15 protein-coding genes are annotated in these 17,080 nt (G+C 34.3%); 14 read left to right on the forward strand and 1 reads right to left on the reverse strand.

Annotation, left to right across the window (positions count from 1 at the left end; all coding sequences use genetic code 11):
• Window positions 1-54: 54 nt before the first annotated feature.
• On the reverse strand, window positions 55-684 hold the full coding sequence (locus BHX94_RS07320) for a YigZ family protein (protein WP_111745529.1): 630 nt from the start codon (window positions 682-684) through the stop codon (window positions 55-57).
• 142 nt (window positions 685-826) lie between these two features.
• Here BHX94_RS07320 and fakB1 point away from each other — a divergent pair, with 142 nt between their 5' ends.
• From fakB1 to uvrA, 14 genes are all read left to right on the forward strand, one after another.
• The gene (fakB1, locus tag BHX94_RS07325; protein ID WP_111745530.1) at window positions 827-1,681 is read left to right on the forward strand and encodes a fatty acid kinase binding subunit FakB1; all 855 of its coding nucleotides are present in this window, start codon (window positions 827-829) and stop codon (window positions 1,679-1,681) included.
• A gap of 68 nt (window positions 1,682-1,749) precedes the next feature.
• On the forward strand, window positions 1,750-2,979 hold the full coding sequence (locus BHX94_RS07330) for a DEAD/DEAH box helicase (RefSeq protein WP_170120794.1): 1,230 nt from the start codon (window positions 1,750-1,752) through the stop codon (window positions 2,977-2,979).
• A 103-nt stretch (window positions 2,980-3,082) separates the two neighbouring features.
• Window positions 3,083-3,655 (forward strand): ComF family protein, encoded by a 573-nt coding sequence (locus tag BHX94_RS07335; RefSeq protein WP_146606911.1) that lies wholly within the window; start codon window positions 3,083-3,085, stop codon window positions 3,653-3,655.
• Between the two features lie 61 nt (window positions 3,656-3,716).
• Window positions 3,717-4,280: a ribosome hibernation-promoting factor, HPF/YfiA family gene (hpf, locus tag BHX94_RS07340; protein ID WP_111745533.1), complete on the forward strand. Its 564-nt coding sequence runs from the start codon at window positions 3,717-3,719 to the stop codon at window positions 4,278-4,280.
• A gap of 202 nt (window positions 4,281-4,482) precedes the next feature.
• Window positions 4,483-7,011: a preprotein translocase subunit SecA gene (secA, locus tag BHX94_RS07345; RefSeq protein ID WP_111745534.1), complete on the forward strand. Its 2,529-nt coding sequence runs from the start codon at window positions 4,483-4,485 to the stop codon at window positions 7,009-7,011.
• Between the two features lie 5 nt (window positions 7,012-7,016).
• Window positions 7,017-8,118, forward strand: a protein-coding gene (gene prfB / locus BHX94_RS07350; protein WP_379875144.1) for a peptide chain release factor 2 whose coding sequence is annotated in 2 segments (ribosomal slippage) — window positions 7,017-7,079 and window positions 7,081-8,118 — 1,101 coding nt in all. Because the reading frame shifts where the segments join, the coding sequence is not laid out codon by codon here.
• A gap of 111 nt (window positions 8,119-8,229) precedes the next feature.
• A complete protein-coding gene (cccB, locus tag BHX94_RS07355; RefSeq protein WP_111745536.1) occupies window positions 8,230-8,547 on the forward strand; it encodes a cytochrome c551 in 318 nt (105 codons plus the stop codon).
• Window positions 8,548-8,670: 123 nt separating this feature from the next.
• Window positions 8,671-9,759: a LysM peptidoglycan-binding domain-containing protein gene (locus BHX94_RS07360; RefSeq protein WP_111745537.1), complete on the forward strand. Its 1,089-nt coding sequence runs from the start codon at window positions 8,671-8,673 to the stop codon at window positions 9,757-9,759.
• Between the two features lie 331 nt (window positions 9,760-10,090).
• The gene (locus BHX94_RS07365) at window positions 10,091-10,531 is read left to right on the forward strand and encodes a CHAP domain-containing protein (RefSeq protein WP_111745538.1); all 441 of its coding nucleotides are present in this window, start codon (window positions 10,091-10,093) and stop codon (window positions 10,529-10,531) included.
• Between the two features lie 115 nt (window positions 10,532-10,646).
• Window positions 10,647-11,186 (forward strand): TlpA family protein disulfide reductase, encoded by a 540-nt coding sequence (locus BHX94_RS07370; protein WP_111745539.1) that lies wholly within the window; start codon window positions 10,647-10,649, stop codon window positions 11,184-11,186.
• A 15-nt stretch (window positions 11,187-11,201) separates the two neighbouring features.
• Window positions 11,202-11,849 carry a YfbR-like 5'-deoxynucleotidase gene (locus tag BHX94_RS07375; protein WP_096077093.1) on the forward strand — a complete coding sequence of 216 codons (648 nt, stop codon included), beginning with the start codon at window positions 11,202-11,204 and terminating at the stop codon, window positions 11,847-11,849.
• Complete coding sequence (locus tag BHX94_RS07380; RefSeq protein ID WP_111745540.1) at window positions 11,846-12,076, forward strand: CsbA family protein; 231 nt, start codon at window positions 11,846-11,848, stop codon at window positions 12,074-12,076. The genes BHX94_RS07375 and BHX94_RS07380 overlap by 4 nt, the downstream gene beginning before the upstream one ends.
• A 126-nt stretch (window positions 12,077-12,202) precedes the next feature.
• Window positions 12,203-14,182, forward strand: coding sequence for an excinuclease ABC subunit UvrB (gene uvrB / locus BHX94_RS07385; protein WP_111745541.1), 1,980 nt, complete (start codon window positions 12,203-12,205; stop codon window positions 14,180-14,182).
• 4 nt (window positions 14,183-14,186) lie between these two features.
• Window positions 14,187-17,009 (forward strand): excinuclease ABC subunit UvrA, encoded by a 2,823-nt coding sequence (uvrA, locus tag BHX94_RS07390; protein ID WP_111745542.1) that lies wholly within the window; start codon window positions 14,187-14,189, stop codon window positions 17,007-17,009.
• Window positions 17,010-17,080: the final 71 nt, after the last annotated feature.

Here is a 17,080-nt window from a genome sequence, read left to right on the forward strand (position 1 = left end):
AATTATACAAAGAAAAGAGGGACAAATTTTATTGTTCCTCTTTTCTTTGTTGATTTATAGATCAAATGGGAGCATGATTTCTTCTTCAATAGAGAAATTTGCTGAACCTTGTGTTGTTTCAATAATAAACTGCTCAAACTGTTCTTTATCCTCAGCAGTGATCTGCACAACATAAGTAACTTTATCGGTATAGTTCGTATCGAGAATAACATATGGCTCGCTTGCTATTTGATGCTCAAATTTACCGGTATTCTCATAACTCAGAATAACGTGATACTTTAAACCGTTCTTTATAATCACTTTTCCGGCAACTTTTATGCCTTCAACAACACCACCTTGATAAGCACGAATAAGCCCGCCTGTACCTAATTTAACACCTCCAAAATAACGGGTGACTATAGCTAGTGTGTTATGTACATCATTTTTCTTTAATGCCTCAAGCATCGGAACGCCTGCTGTTCCACTCGGTTCACCATCATCATTTGCCTTCTGGATCTGGTGCTGATCGCCAATCGTATAAGCTGAACAATTGTGATTAGCGTCTTTATGTTTTTTCTTGATTTCTGCAATTTTTTCTTTCGCTTCATCTTCATTTTCAATCTTGTAAAGATAGGTGATAAAACGTGATTTATTAATAATCTCTTCATTTACGATATCTTTTTTAATCGTGATATAATTTTGCATATTATCCCTCATAACTGTTGAATTATTTGTAGTATCATTTTAACAGAGTCATCAAAATATTATTATACTATTTGTATTACTTTATTTTTAGTAATAAACGGTATAAAATATATATTGGGATGTATTGGGACGGAGGTATTTTATGAAAACAGCTATTATTACAGATTCAACTGCATATATTCCTAAATCTATCCTAAAGTCAGAGGATATTCGTATCATTTCACTGAATGTTATCTTTAAGGATGAAATATATTTAGAAGAAAAGTATGATGCGCAAACTTTCTATGAAAGAATGCGTACTGAAAAAGAATTGCCAACGACAAGTCAACCGACAACAGGTGCGTATGTCGCTCTTTTAGAGGAATTGAAAGCAGAAGGTTTTACTGATTGTATTGCAATACATCTATCTAGTGGTATAAGTGGTACTTATCAAAATGCCATAACAGCTGGATCGATGGTTGATGGTATTAATCTTCATGCGTTTGATTCAGAAATTGCAGCGATGGCAATGGGCTTTTATGTTCTACGTGCATCAGAACTTAAAGATAAACTTAGTCCTGAAGCGATTATTGCTGAATTAGAAGTAATGAAGCAACATACAAATGCATATTTTATTGTTGATGATTTAAAAAATCTGCATAAAGGTGGGCGACTTACAGGTGCTCAGGCATTAATAGGCAGTATGCTACAAGTTAAGCCGATACTTCATTTTGAAGATACTAAAATTGTACCATTTGATAAAGTGCGTACAAAAAAGAAAGCACTTAAGCAGATTAAAGATTTGTTTGCACAGGAAATTAAAGATTACGAACATGTAACGGCTGTATTAATTCACGCCAATGCTGAAGAAGAAGCAGATGCAATAATCGCCGATTTAAAAGCAGAATTTCCACATGTAGATTTTATTAAAAGTTATTTTGGCCCTGTTATAGGTACGCATCTTGGTGAAAAGTCGATCGGTCTCGGATTTACGAATCATAAGTTTAATATTTTATAACATTATCGTCTTATATTTTATATTACCGGCACACATTTATTTGTGTGCTTTTTTTTATGGAGGAAATAATGAGGATATTTGTTTCAGAACAGAAGTCAGAGATTCCGGCAATTGAAATAGAAAGAAATATAAAGTGTAATTTTTGTTTGAATGAAAATAAAAAATTATTCCATCATTATTTTCATCAAGGTTTTAAAGAATATATATATTACTGTAGAAACTGTATCTCACAAAATATAAATTCCAAGTTATTTATTCATCATTACGAACTACCACAAAATATTGAACAAATAAAGATTGATTTACCGTTTAAGCTCACTGAACAGCAGCGAAATGCTTCTCAATTTATTAAAGAACAAATAACACTTCAGAAATCTTGTTTGTTATATGCAGTAACCGGTGCTGGTAAAACTGAGATGATACTTGAAGGTATAGTGAAAGTTAGAGGGGAAGGAGGAAATGTTGCTGTTGTTTCTCCGCGTACAGATGTTGTAAAAGAATTATCATTGCGACTTAACATGTATTTAAAGACGGAGAATATCAGTACGCTTTATGCGGGACATTCTGAAATGACACAGCCATACCTTATTATCAGCACGATTCATCAGTTAATGTATTTTACATCACACTTCGATTTGATTATTGTTGATGAAATTGATGCATTTCCAGCACAACATGATCCTAGATTGATGAAATTATTAGAAAGAGCATTAACGCCAAAGGGTATATTTGTGTATTTATCAGCGACACCTCCAAAAAATATTATTCGCGCTTGTAAAGGAAATATTGTGTATTTACCGTTGAGACATCACAAAAGACCATTACCTATACCCCAGTTTAAATATTTAAGTCATGGTTCAGTACGCAAAAAATTAGATTACATGTTAAGAAATGTGGAAACAGATGAAATCATCTTAATCTTCTTCCATGATATACGATTAATGGAACAGACTTTTCGTTCTTTAAATAAAAATATACAAACAAAGACTGTATGTGTATATTCAGGTGATGATGAACGTCACGAGAAAATTGAAGCAATTAGAAATGCAAGCTATCAATTTGTTTTTACGACGACGATACTGGAACGAGGGTTTACGATGCATGGATTAAGTGTCTGGGTTATGAATAGTCATCTATTTCGAAGTGACAGTTTAATTCAAATTGCAGGTAGGGTAGATAGAAAAGGTGATGAACGTAATGGAGAAGTCATCTTCTTTCATGATGGCATTAGTTTATCGATGATAGCAGCAGTTAGAGATATAAGACAAATGAATAAGAGGGGTGCTCATGTATCATAATCAATGTATTATTTGTCATGAAATAATAACCAATCCGTTGACGATTGACAATCTATTTTCGGAGCTTAATGTTGTCTGTCAAAGCTGTATGGAAAAAATGTTAATGATAAAGGAATGTAAACGTTGTCCAATATGCAAGAAAAAGCTTGAAGAAGGAGAAGATAACTGTCTGGACTGTATGTTTATTGAGAAGCATTTTGGATTTGTAAATGAAGTCGACTATGTGTGTGATTATAATGAAATAGTAGCGAATCTTATACATCAGTATAAATCGAACGGAGATATTCTTCTTGCACAAGCATTTGCACAGTGTATAAATACCAAATTTAATCGAAGATATTTCAGACAGTTTGATTATATTATCCCACTACCTATATCAGAAGAACGTCTAAAGGTGAGAGGATTCAATCATATAACAGAAATTATGAAATATGTTAAAGTACCATATCATCAGATTATTGAGACAGAATTTCGTGAGAAACAAATGAATCTTAGTAAAACTGAACGAATGCTTCAAGAAAATCCTTTTCGATTAAATTATCCTATTAAAGATAATTCACGAATCTTATTAGTTGATGATATTTATACCACAGGTTTGACAATCAGCCATGCACATAGTGTATTTTTACCCTATAAATATTATGAAATCAAAGTGCTAGCGTTTGCAAGAGCCTGAATATTTGGTAAAATATAAGTAGGAAGAAACAACAAGAATAGTTTCAAAGGAGCGATTCATTATGATTAGATATGAAATCCATGGAGATAATATCTCAGTAACAGACGCGATCAGAAATTACATCGAAGAGAAATTAAGCAAACTTGAAAGATACTTTACAAACGTGCCGGATGCGAATGCACACGTAAAGATTAAAACTTATCAAGATGGTAAATCTAAAGTTGAGGTAACAATTCCTCTTAAAAATGTTACATTACGTGCCGAAGAGCGTCACGATGATTTATATGCAGCTGTTGACCTAATCGTTGAAAAATTAGAACGTCAAGTACGCAAACACAAAACAAAAGTAAATCGTAAATTCCGTGAAAAAGGTGTTGAAAAAGAAGTTTTCCCAAGTTTACCGGAAGTTGAAGAAGTAACTGCTGAAAAAGAGGATGAAATTGAAATCATCCGTTCTAAACATTTTAACTTAAAACCGATGGATGCTGAAGAAGCGGTTTTACAAATGAATCTTTTAGGACATGATTTCTACATCTTTAATGATGCCGAAACAAACGATACAAATATCGTCTACAAACGCAGAGATGGTAAATATGGCCTTATCGAAACAACAGTTAACCAATAATTAAATTAAAGCATTATATCAAACTGAAGCGATTTTTCGCTTCAGTTTTTTTCTCACTATAACTATATATCATTTATTTATATTTAATTTTTATGGATTATATTAACAGAAAAAAATATACGAAACATTTTTATAAAATCATGATAAGTGCTATTATTATTAGTTGAAGACGTATGTATACGTATTAAAAGGAGAGAACACAATGGGATTCATTAAAAAGATGTTAGACAGCAATAAAAGGGAACTTAAAACGTTAACTAAAATTGCTGAACAAGTAGAATCATTTGCAGAGGAAATTGCTTCATTAACTGATGAAGACCTTAAAAATAGAACACTGAAATTTCAAGCTGATTTAAAAGAGATTGAAGATTATAGAAAGCAAGAAAAATATTTAGATGATATTTTACCCGAAGCTTATGCGATTGTACGTGAAGCTTCAACACGTGTTTTAGGGATGCGTCCATTTAAAGTTCAAATTATGGGTGGTACTGCAATACATCGTGGAGATATTGCGGAAATGAGAACGGGTGAAGGTAAAACATTAACTGCTACAATGCCAGTTTATTTAAATGCATTAACAGGACGTGGCGTACACGTTGTGACTGTCAACGAATACTTATCAAGTACACAAGCAGAAGAAATGTCTCAGTTATATAATTTCTTAGGTCTATCTGTTGGTGTTAACTTAAATCACTTATCTACTGAAGAAAAACGTGCTGCATATAATGCAGATATTACGTATAGTACGAATAATGAATTAGGATTCGATTACTTACGTGACAATATGGTAACTTACAAAGAAGAACGTGTTATGCGTCCTTTAAACTTCGCTATTATTGATGAGGTTGACTCAATCTTAATCGATGAAGCACGTACGCCGTTAATCATTTCTGGTCAGGCTGAAAAATCAACGAGTCTTTATATTCAGTCAAATGTCTTTGTCAAGATGTTACGTGATGAAGAAGATTATAACTATGACGAAAAGACAAAAGGTATCCAGCTTACTGAGCAGGGTATTGATAAAGCAGAGAAAATGTTTAAAGTAGATAACCTTTATGATGTTAAGAACGTTAACTTAATGCATCATATTAATATCGCTTTAAAAGCGAACCGTTCAATGCTGAAAGATGTAGATTATGTTGTACAGGATGGCGAGATTGTTATCGTCGATCAGTTTACTGGTCGTACGATGCCTGGTCGACGTTTCTCTGATGGGGTACATCAGGCAATTGAAGCGAAAGAAGCAGTTGAAATTCAAAACGAATCAAAAACAATGGCTTCAATTACATTCCAGAACTTCTTCCGTATGTATAATAAACTGTCTGGTATGACAGGTACGGCGAAAACAGAAGAAGAAGAATTGATGAATATCTATAATATGGCGGTGACACAAATTCCGACAAATAAACCGATTGCCCGTGTAGATGCAGCCGACTTAATCTTTGCTTCTGAAAAAGGAAAGTTCCATGCTGTAGTCGATGAAGTAATTGAACGTCATAAAAAAGGACAACCAGTGTTACTTGGTACTGTTGCAGTTGAAACGAGTGAATATATTTCTGATTTACTTAAGAAACGTGGTATTCGACATAATGTATTAAATGCTAAAAACCATGAACGAGAAGCTGAAATTGTTCAATTTGCCGGTGAAAAAGGTGCTGTAACGATTGCTACCAATATGGCTGGTCGTGGTACCGATATAAAATTAGGTGAAGGTGTAAAGGAATTAGGTGGATTAGCAGTTATTGGTACTGAACGTCATGAATCACGTCGTATCGATGATCAGTTACGTGGTCGTTCTGGACGTCAAGGTGATCCAGGTTTCTCAAGATTCTACCTTTCACTTCAGGATGAACTGATGGTGCGTTTCGGATCAGAACGTATGCAGTCAATGATGTCAAAGTTAGGTATGAATGATGAAGCACCGATTGAATCTAAAATGGTATCAAGAGCAGTTGAATCCGCACAAAAACGTGTTGAAGGTAATAACTATGATAGCCGTAAACGTGTATTAGAATATGATGATGTATTACGTAAACAGCGTGAAATTATTTACGAAGAACGTAATGAAATCTTAGAAACAGAAGATTGTTCGGCGATGGTACATAGTATGATTGAACAATCTGTACGTCGTGCAGTTGACTTCCACTTTGCTGGCGAAGAAGATACGTATGACTACGAAACATTTATTAATTATGTGGAAGATATGTATTTAACTGAAGGCGCACTTCATATTGATGATATTAATCGACGAGATAATGATGAAATATATGAAATCGTTATGAAAGCTGTTGAAAAACAGTTATTACATCAACAAGATGAATTAGGCGAACAATTCTTAGAATTTGAACGTATGATTCTGCTTCGTACAATTGATATGAAATGGACTGATCATATCGACACAATGGATCAGTTACGTACAGGTATCCATTTAAGAAGTTATGGACAAATTAACCCTTTACGTGAATATCAAAATGAAGGATTAACGATGTTTGATGCAATGCTTGAAAATATTGAAGACGATGTGAGTAAATATGTATTAAAATCTATCGTGGAAAAAGATGAACATGTTGAACGTGAACAAGTTGCAGTAGGACAAGCAATGGTTGCAAACGACGGAAAAGAAAAAGTGAAAAAACAACCTAAAACAAAAACTGAGCCAGATATTGGTCGTAACGATCCATGCCCATGTGGTAGCGGTAAAAAGTATAAAAACTGTCACGGAAGAGAGTAATCTGAATGGAACAATTTGAAATTAACAATACTTTAAATGATATTAAAGAGAAAATAGATAGCTTTAGGGGGTCTCTTTGACTTAGAAGAAAAAGAGACGAACATTCAGGAATTTGAAGAAATGATGGCTGACCCGGATTTCTGGAATGATGGGGATAAGGCACAGGAGATTATCAATAAAAATAATGCATTAAAAGAAGTTGTAAACAGATTTAATGCATTAGAAGAAAAGTATGAAAACATTGAAGTATTAATAGAAATGTTGAAGGAAGAATCAGATAAAGAAAGTGAAGCGGAGCTGATTCAGCAACTTCAAAGTTTAACTGATGACACAAATGATTTTGAACTAAAAATGCTACTGAACGGTGAGTTTGATGAAAATAATGCGATTTTAGAGTTACATCCAGGTGCTGGTGGAACAGAATCACAAGACTGGGGAGAAATGCTCTTACGTATGTATCAGCGATTTGCAGATAAACGTGGATTTAAAGTGGAGACGCTTGATTATTTGCCGGGGGATGAGGCTGGAATAAAGAGTGTCACAATCTTAATTAAAGGCCATAATGCTTATGGTTATTTAAAAGCTGAAAAAGGTGTTCATCGATTAGTTCGTATCTCTCCATTTGATTCTTCTGGAAGACGGCATACATCATTTGTATCATGCGATGTAACACCGGAACTAAATAATGAGAATATTGAAATTGACGTTAGGGCAGAAGATATTAAAGTCGATACGTATCGTGCAAGTGGCGCAGGTGGACAGCACATTAATACTACAGACTCTGCTGTTCGAATCACACATATCCCAACTGGAATCGTTGTAACTTGTCAGAATGAACGTTCTCAAATTAAGAATAGAGACCAGGCGATGAAAATGTTAAAAGCGAAATTATATCAGCGCAAGATTGAAGAACAAGAAGCTGAGCTCGCTGCTATTCGTGGCGAACAAAAAGAAATTGGCTGGGGTTCACAGATTCGTTCATATGTATTCCATCCATATTCAATGGTGAAAGATCATAGAACAAATGCTGAAACTGGCAATACTGGAGCCGTAATGGATGGCGATCTTGATTTATTTATTGATGCTTATTTAAAAAGTCATTTATAGGCATTTAAAAAGTTAAAAAAAGTATCAATGCAAAAAGAGATAGAGACAATAATTTGTCACTATCTCTTTTTGGGGTATAATTAAAGTAACATAAAATATGGGGGTAATATTATGAAAAAATTATTTACAGGACTTGCACTTTCAGCATTACTACTCGGGGCATGTGGAAATGGAGAAGAAGAAAAAACAACAGATAAAACAACATCAAATGATCCAGGCAGAGAAGCTTTTGCAAATAGTTCTTGTATTGGTTGTCATGGTAAAGATTTAGAAGGTGGAAGCGGACCGAACTTAACAAAGGTCGGAGGAAAATATTCTGAACAGGAAATTTTAGAAATTATAAAGAATGGTAAAGGATCGATGCCTAAAAATTTAGTTGAAGGTAAAGATGCAGAAAATATAGCGAAATATTTAGCGAAACAAAAATAATAAAATTTTATTGAAAACTTAAAGATAATATTACAAGTACGTAAAAATGCCTGAGAATAGACTAACATATGCTATATTATTTTTAAGTAATCACGTGGGCTTACAGGAGGGCATTTGTACAATATGAAAAGAATAGTTTTATCGATTGTTGGATTAACAACAATTATTACAGTTGCTTCCCAGGCTCAAGCAAGTAATTATCATGTGAAGCAAGGTGATACACTTTATACGATTGCAAAAGAAAATGGTTCAAGTGTCAATGAATTAAAGCATTTAAACAATTTGAATGAAACTCAGCTTATTCCAGGACAGAAAATAAAGATATCATCAGATTATTATAAAGCGACAAAAGATGATACAGTTCAAAGTATCGCGAAGAAATTTAAGATAACACCATTTGAAGTTAGATTCTGGAACAGATTATCTTCAAATGAGTTGACAATAGGTAAAAAACTTATTGTTTCCGAAGATGCTTATCGAAAATATAAAGAAAAAAAACGTAAAAATCATCATGTAACGCCGGCGCTTTCACCGGATTCAGCAAGAATACTCGATGAAATTGATCAAAAAGAATTAAAAGAATCTATAAACAACGAAGAAACTGATATTAACGAAGAAACTGATATTAACGAAGAAATTGTTAGTAATGAAGAAATTGTTAGTAATGAAATACAAGTTGTAGTAGATGATAATAACTCATCTGAATCGAATGCTCAAAATATTGAAACCGAATATTATACTCAACATAATCAGTCATTAAATGATTCATCGAATTTTATATCAGAAGAAAATAATTTATTATTAACTGAAGACAGTACACAATCAAATACGCTTCCGGATAAAAAAACTCAAAAAGCATCATTAAATATGATAGAAGGTGAAGTTGCACGAATAGCTCACCGCATTGCTGAAGGTAAATCATATGTTTATGGTGCCAACAGTAATAGTGCTGTAGATTGTTCATCATTTGCGCAACAGGTCTTAAAGGCTTTAGGCAAATCAATTCCACGAACAACTTATGAACAGATGGCAGTCGGTACAAGAGTTCTACAGCCACAGCCGGGAGACCTTGTATTTTTTAATAATGGAAGTCATGTCGGTGTTTACATTGGCAATGGCCAGATGGTTGATGCATTGAATCCAAAAGCTGGGGTAGGCCAGCGAGCAGTAAATTACATTAGTGGAACGATTACAGGATATTATCGTTATTAACTTAGAATTTAATAGAAACGCATGTCTATTATGTCATGCGTTTTTATTTTTTAGTTTTTTTCAATTTTTCATTTTTGTCTTATAAAAAAATATTAATTTGAAAATTTGAAATCTTAACGTGAGAAGTAATATTTAGAGCATAATTCTACTATTGTATTACAAACTGAACATACTTTTGTAATAATGATGTAAAAAATCACGTGGGTCATGACACTTGTATTACATATCCGTAACATTGAATGCTTGATACATTCTTTATGGTAATATAATTTCTGTTGATAAGTAAATCATTATTTATACATAAATATATTATTCGGAGGAAAAAGAAATCATGAAAAAAATCGTTTTATCATTTATTACTACTATGATGTTATTGACTACTGCCGAGCTTACTGAAGTTATGCCACAATCACAAGTTAAAACAGCTGAGGCTGGTTCTTATCGATATTCTAATCCTTATTACTGGGGAAGTTGCGCATATTATGCATACCAACGTCGTGCACAATTAGGAAGACCGGTTGGTAAGTATTGGGGCAATGCGGCAAACTGGGCATATAAAGCACGTTATGCAGGATATAAAGTTAGAAGAACACCGATTAAAGGCGCGGTATTAGTATCTCAAAGAGGATATTATGGTCATGTTGCAGTAGTTGAAAGAACTTATGGTAATGGATCAATTCTAGTTTCAGAAATGAATTATCCTCGTCAAGGTGTTAAGACTTATCGTGTGATTTCTAAATATCAAAAAGGAAGCTATCAATATATTTATTAAAAAAAAGAAGGTGAACATAAAATAGTTCACCTTCTTTTTTGTTTTTAAGTTGACATAGGTTTAAACTTATTTCTAATTACGATATGATAGACATAATAAATATTGAGGTGGAAAGATGAAGCATTTAATAACGGCAATACTTCTTTTTATATTTTTAAGTTTAGTGGGATATAGTATCTATCAAGTATCTCAGTTTAATACAGCTTCAGAAGATACAAAGCACGTTACAACCCATGATCATCCTATCAACAATCAAAATATTAGTAATGTTACGGTAAGTGATCTAAAGTCAAATAAATTAATATTAAGAGATGAATTAAAACATGATATTAACATCATTAATTTCTGGGCATCATGGTGTGGTCCATGTAATGATGAGATGCCCGAGCTTGTTGCTTTTGATAGCGAAAAGCCTAATCATGTAGGATTGATCGGTATGAATGTTTCGGACAAAAAGAAAAAGCGAGATGCGTTTATAATGCATTATAAAGCGAAATATCCAATGTTAGTTTTAGATGAAACACAGATGAAACAATATAATATTAGCAATATACCTACAACAATTTTTGTAGATAGAAAGGGTAAAGTATTAAAAACGTATATCGGTGAACTCAATAGAAATAAGTTAGAAAAAATAATAGCAGATTTAAAATAAAGAGGAGTGATTGTAGTGGGTGTACATCAATATTTTAAAAGTTTATCTGACTTAGAAAAGCTTATACGCTGTCCAGGTAAGTTCAAATATCAGGAGCATAATGTAGCAAGTCACTCTTTTAAAGTTACAAAAATTGCTCAGTATCTTGCTACAGTTGAAGAATATCATGGCACTGAGATTAACTGGAAAAATGTCTATGAAAAAGCGCTCAACCATGATTATCCTGAAATTTTTACTGGAGATATAAAAACACCTGTTAAGTATGCTTCTAAAGAGCTTAAGCAATTATTCAGTGATGTGGAAGAACAAATGATTGCACGTTTTATAGACTCTGAATTTCCGGAAAGCTATCGTGCGATTTATCATGAACGATTAAAAGAAGGAAAAGATGAAACGATAGAAGGTCAAATCCTTTCAGTGGCTGATAAAATTGATTTACTATACGAGTCTTTTGGAGAGATACAGAAAAGAAATCCAGAACCTCTATTCTTTGAAATATATGAAAAGAGCTTACGCACAATTATACAATTTGACCACTTACATTGCGTACAGGATTTTCTTGAAAATATACTACCGGAAATGTTACAGGAAAAATTTATTCCACGTTCAGAATTAAAAGAATTAACGGTTTCAATTTTAGAAGTAAAAGAGTCGGATCTATGACGATATGGTATTGGCTGGCGTCATTATTACCAGCACTGATGGTCGTTATATTTAGTATGATTGTCAGAAATAAATATACGGGAATGATATTATCTACTATTGTGATTGGCGTATCGGTATATAAAGGTTTTTTTCATTCACAGATGATCGTATTTTTAGATACGATGAGTCTGATTATAGGTTATTTAATTGTTGATTTTTATAAATTAGATCAGGGAAATGACTAACAGTTCAAACATTTTATGTTCTGAGCTGTTTTTTTTATGGTGAAGTTTGTGTAATATATCGTCCGAACAAATGTTTGTATTTTTTATTTTTTTTTTGGTAAAATATTATCGATAAGGAGGGCGCATATGGAACATCATCCGTTTGTTATTAAATCAGATTATAAGCCTGCTGGCGATCAGCCAGAAGCGATTAAAAAAATAGTACAAGGTATTAAAGAAGGTAAACGTCATCAGACTCTACTTGGTGCGACAGGTACAGGTAAGACGTTTACAATGAGTAATGTTATTAAAGAGGTTGGTAAACCAACGTTAATTATGGCTCACAATAAGACTTTAGCAGGTCAATTATATAGTGAGTTTAAAGAATTTTTCCCTGATAATCGTGTTGAATATTTCGTGAGTTATTATGATTATTACCAACCTGAAGCGTATGTTCCGTCTACAGATACTTTTATCGAGAAAGATGCATCGATTAACGACGAGATTGATAAATTACGCCATTCGGCAACGAGTGCTTTATTTGAACGTGATGATGTGATTATCATCGCTTCAGTAAGCTGCATCTATGGTTTAGGAAATCCCGAAGAATATAAAGATATGGTTGTAAGTATGCGTGTAGGGATGGAGGTTGAACGCAATCAATTATTACGTAAATTAATTGATATTCAGTATGCACGAAATGACATCGATTTTAAACGTGGTACATTCCGTGTGCGTGGAGATGTCGTCGAAATCTTTCCGGCTTCTCGTGACGAGCAATGTGTACGTGTTGAATTCTTTGGAGATGAGATTGAACGAATTCGCGAAATTAACTACTTAACAGGAGAAGTACTTAAGGAACGTGAGCATTTCACATTATTCCCAGCCAGTCACTTCGTTACACGTGAAGAAAAGATGCAGATTGCAATCGAACGTATCGAGAAAGAACTGGAAGAACAGCTGAAGAAATTTAGAGAAGAAGGTAAATTGCTTGAAGCCCAACGTCTTGAACAACGTACCAACTATGATTTAGAGATGATGCGTGAGATGGGATTCTGTTCAGGCATTGAGAACTATTCTGTGCATTTGACGTTACGTCCTTTAGGTGCGACGCCTTATACGCTTCTAGATTATTTTGGAGATGATTGGTTGATTATGATGGATGAGAGTCACGTTACATTGCCACAGGTTAGGGGTATGTATAACGGTGACCAGGCACGTAAAAATGTGTTGGTAGATCACGGATTCAGATTGCCGAGTGCGCTTGATAACCGACCGCTTAAATTTGAAGAATTTGAAGCAAAAGGACATCAGTTTGTCTATGTTTCTGCAACACCTGGACCTTATGAAATTGAACATACCGATGAAATGGTAGAACAGATTATTCGACCAACCGGATTGCTTGATCCAATTGTTGAAGTACGCAAATCTGAACATCAAATTGATGACTTAATGGAAGAAATTAGACAACGTATTGAAAAGAACGAACGCGTATTAATTACGACATTAACGAAGAAGATGAGTGAAGACTTAACGACCTACTTAAAAGAAGCGGGTATTAAGGTCAACTATCTTCATTCTGAGATTAAAACTTTGGAACGTATAGAAATCATTCGTGATCTAAGATTAGGTGTATTCGATGTACTTGTCGGAATTAACTTATTAAGAGAAGGGTTAGATATTCCTGAAGTATCTCTCGTTGCTATCCTGGATGCGGATAAAGAAGGTTTCTTAAGAAGTCACCGTTCCTTAATTCAGATTATCGGTCGTGCTGCACGTAATGATCAAGGGAAAGTTATCATGTATGCAGATAAAATGACTGATTCAATGAAGATAGCGATCGATGAGACCAATCGTCGTCGTGAAATTCAGGAGCGTTATAATACAGAACACGGCATCACACCGATGACCATTAATAAAAAAGTACGCGATATTATAAGTGCAACACCAGATGTTGCAGAAGATCTACCGACTAAAGATAAGAAAAAGAAAAAATTAACGGTGAAAGAGCGTCATGTAATGATTGAAAAAGTCGAACATGAAATGAAAGAAGCAGCAAAAGCACTTGATTTTGAGCGTGCAACTGAGCTGAGAGATATTTTATTTGAGCTTAAAGCTGAAGGGTGACAATATGAAAAATAAATCAATTGTAGTTAAAGGTGCAAGAGCACATAATTTAAAGAATATAGATATCGAAATACCTCGCGATAAACTCGTCGTGATGACAGGACTTTCAGGTTCTGGTAAATCAAGTTTAGCTTTCGACACTATTTATGCTGAAGGTCAAAGAAGATATGTAGAATCACTAAGTGCTTATGCCAGAATGTTCTTAGGTCAAATGGATAAACCTGATGTCGATGTGATAGAAGGATTATCACCTGCGATATCAATTGATCAGAAAACGACAAGTAAGAATCCGCGAAGTACTGTGGCGACAGTTACTGAAATTTATGATTATCTGAGATTATTATATGCGCGTATCGGAATACCATATTGTCCGATTCATGGCATAGCAATCGAATCACAAACAATTCAACAGATGGTAGATAAAGTTATGGCCATGGAAGAACGTACAAAGATCCAGATTTTCGCTCCTGTTATTCGTGGGCGTAAAGGGACGCATAAGAAATTGATTGAAGAGATTTCTAAAAAAGGTTATGCACGTATTCAGGTTGATGGTGAAGTATATGATGTTACAGAAGATATTGATTTAAATAAAAATCAAAATCACGATATTGATGTAGTAGTCGATCGTCTTGTGGTAAAGCCAGGTATTGAAGCAAGACTTGCAGACTCTTTAGAGAATGCTTTAAAACTTGCCGAAGGGAATGTCGTAGTGGATGTTATCGGCGGTGAACAGGTAAAGTTTTCTGAACATCATGCATGTCCGATTTGTGGATTTTCTATTGAGAAATTAGAACCAAGAATGTTCTCATTTAATTCACCGTTTGGTGCATGTCCTGATTGTGATGGATTAGGCACTAAATTATCGGTTGATATCGACCTTGTTATTCCGGATAAGTCACTCACGCTTGAAAAAGGAGCGATTCTACCATGGGAACCGATTAGTTCCAACTACTATCCAACTTTATTGAAGCAAGCTTGCAAACATTTTAATATCAGTATGAAAAAACCTTTCGAAAAGTTAACAGAAGAAGAACAGCATATTATTTTATATGGTCATAATGACGAAATATCTTTTACATTTAAACAGGATAATGGTGTTAAGCGTAAACGTGTAATGCGGTATGAAGGTGTATTAAATAATATCGAACGACGTTATAAAGAAAGTCCTTCTGAATATACACGCGAGCAAATGCGTAAATATATGGTGGATGAAGCTTGTCATACGTGCCATGGCTATCGACTCTCAAATGAAGCGATGAGTGTGAAAGTTAATGAACTTCATATCGGACAAGTTGTAGAATTTTCAATCGGTGAAGCATTGAAATATTATGATTCGATTGAATTAACTGAGAAAGAGCAGCAAATCTCTAAACTCATCTTAAAGGAAATTACTGAACGCTTGAGTTTCTTAAACAATGTTGGTCTTGAATATTTAACATTAAACCGTGCCGCTGGAACGCTTTCGGGTGGAGAAGCTCAGCGTATCAGATTAGCAACGCAAATTGGTTCTCGTTTAACAGGTGTAATGTACGTATTAGATGAACCATCGATCGGATTACATCAACGAGATAACGATAAGCTGATTGATACATTGAAGTCTATGCGAGATATGGGAAATACATTGATTGTTGTTGAACATGATGAAGATACGATGCTTGCTGCTGATCATTTAATTGATATCGGACCAGGCGCGGGTGTACATGGTGGTGAAATCGTCGCGCAAGGTACACCGAATCAAGTCATGAAAAATAAAAAATCATTAACAGGACAATATTTAAGTGGAAAAAAACAAATAGAAATGCCTGAAACGCGTCGTAAACCAGATGGTCGTTTCATAACAATTGAAAATGCGACGAGCAATAACTTAAAAGGTGTATCTGTCAATATTCCATTAGGTATGATGACATTAGTCACTGGGGTATCAGGATCAGGTAAAAGTAGTTTAGTTAATGATGTGTTGTATAAAGCACTTGCTCAAAAATTATATAAAACAAAAGCAAAACCAGGTCCCCATGACGCAGTGACAGGTATAGAACATATTGATAAAATTATTGATATTGATCAATCACCTATAGGACGAACGCCACGATCAAATCCAGCCACATATACAGGTCTATTTGATGATGTACGCGACGTATTTAGTCAAACCAATGAAGCGAAGTTACGCGGTTATCAAAAAGGACGTTTTAGCTTTAATGTTAAGGGAGGCAGATGTGAGGCTTGTAGAGGTGATGGTATCATCAAGATAGAAATGCACTTCTTGCCAGATGTATATGTACCGTGTGAAGTGTGTGGCGGAAAACGCTATAACCGAGAAACATTAGAAGTTACCTATAAAGATAAAAATATTGCTGATATATTAGATATGACAGTAGAAGATGCATATCATTTCTTCGAGAATATTCCTAAAATTAAACGTAAACTAAAAACGATTGTAGATGTAGGGTTAGGTTATGTAAAGTTGGGACAACCCGCTACAACTTTATCAGGTGGAGAAGCACAACGTGTTAAACTAGCTAGTGAGTTACATCGTAGAAGTAACGGTAAGACTTTATATATTCTTGATGAGCCGACCACAGGACTTCATGTCGATGATATTGCGAGATTACTTAAAGTATTGGAGAAGCTTGTAGAAAATGGTGATACTGTCCTGATTATCGAACATAATTTAGATGTGATTAAAACAGCAGATCATATTATTGATTTAGGACCTGAAGGTGGCGACAATGGTGGTAAGATTATTGCCATCGGAACCCCAGAACAAATTATGGAATCGAACGCATCTTATACTGGAAGATATTTAAAACGACATGTAGAACGTCAGTAAATAATAAAGAGACATTGACATGAATTTGTCAGTGTCTCTTTGTCGTTTTAAATTGTATTATTGCGTAAAGT

Origin of the sequence: Macrococcoides bohemicum (assembly GCF_003259675.1) — a bacterium.
GTDB lineage: Bacteria > Bacillota > Bacilli > Staphylococcales > Staphylococcaceae > Macrococcoides > Macrococcoides bohemicum.